The 1,046-nt window shown below is 61.7% G+C and carries 2 protein-coding genes; both read left to right on the forward strand.

From position 1 onward, the window contains the following. Positions 1-412, forward strand: a 412-nt coding sequence (locus ACGFJ7_RS46810; RefSeq protein ID WP_392649048.1) for a Uma2 family endonuclease, incomplete at its 5' end; no start/stop codon positions are given. A gap of 11 nt (positions 413-423) precedes the next feature. Continuing rightward, complete coding sequence (locus ACGFJ7_RS46815) at positions 424-975, forward strand: Uma2 family endonuclease (protein ID WP_392649051.1); 552 nt, start codon at positions 424-426, stop codon at positions 973-975. Positions 976-1,046: the final 71 nt, after the last annotated feature.

The raw sequence follows: 1,046 nt of genomic DNA on the forward strand, positions 1-1,046 counted from the left end.
TTCTAGCTTGGTCGCTGAACCAACTACCGGAGACCTCTTCTGTTATCGATCACCAACACGCCTCAACATCGACGCCGCTACGAAACACGGCCTAGTGATCAAATTTGAGGCCGCCAAGTCGGGGCGAGGGAAATTTCCCGCCTCTGACGTCGTGCTGGTGGCCGAGATGGTGTCTCCCAGCACGAAGGGCACCGATCGGGTAACCAAGCCGACCGGTTACGCGCACGCCGGAATCCCGTACTTCTGGTTGATCGAGACCCTGGACGGCCTTGAGGTCACCACCTTCGAGCTGAACTCAGAAACCCAGAGCTACGACGAGACCGGATTCTTCTCCGGGGATGACACCCTCCGCGCCGAACAGCCCTGGAAGATCGAGATTCCGCTGGCCTCCATCCGCCCGCGCAATCTCTAGGGAGCACCGCAGTGGGCGACCTTCCTCCGGAGGACGGTTGGACCACAGACGATCTGAACGCTTTTCCGGATGACGGGGTGCGGCGCGAGTTGCTGGACGGAGTGCTACTCGTGCCGCCCTCCCGCACCGACATCCACCAGATCGTCGCGATGCGCCTCATGGTGGCTTTGGAGGGCTCCTGTCCGATCGCTTACCAGGTCACGCAGGGCATGGAGGTGCGGATCGGCCGCCGCTGCTGCTTCAGTCCCGACGTCCTGGTGGCGACGGACGAAGCAGCCTGTCGCCGCCCGGCTTTCTATGAACCGCAAGAGATCGTGCTCGCCGCCGAAATCGTCTCGCCGGCCTCTCAGAGCATGGATCACATCACGAAGAAGGCCCTCTACGCCGCTAGCGGGATTCCACACTACTGGGTGATCGAGACCGACAACGGTCTCGTCGTTCACACGCATGAGCTGGATTCTCGGGTCCGGATATACAGGCCGGCCATAACCTTCGACGTCGAAGTCGACGTCCCGGAGCCATGGCCGATCCGGGTGCCAGGGACTGTCAAGAGAACGGTGTAACTCGATCTTGTTGAAGGGTTAGTTGCGGCCTGCGGACAGGCGGCCGTCGAAGGCGAGGTCGAAGGCGTTGA

Source organism: Actinoplanes sp. NPDC048988, from assembly GCF_043197815.1.
GTDB lineage: Bacteria > Actinomycetota > Actinomycetes > Mycobacteriales > Micromonosporaceae > Actinoplanes.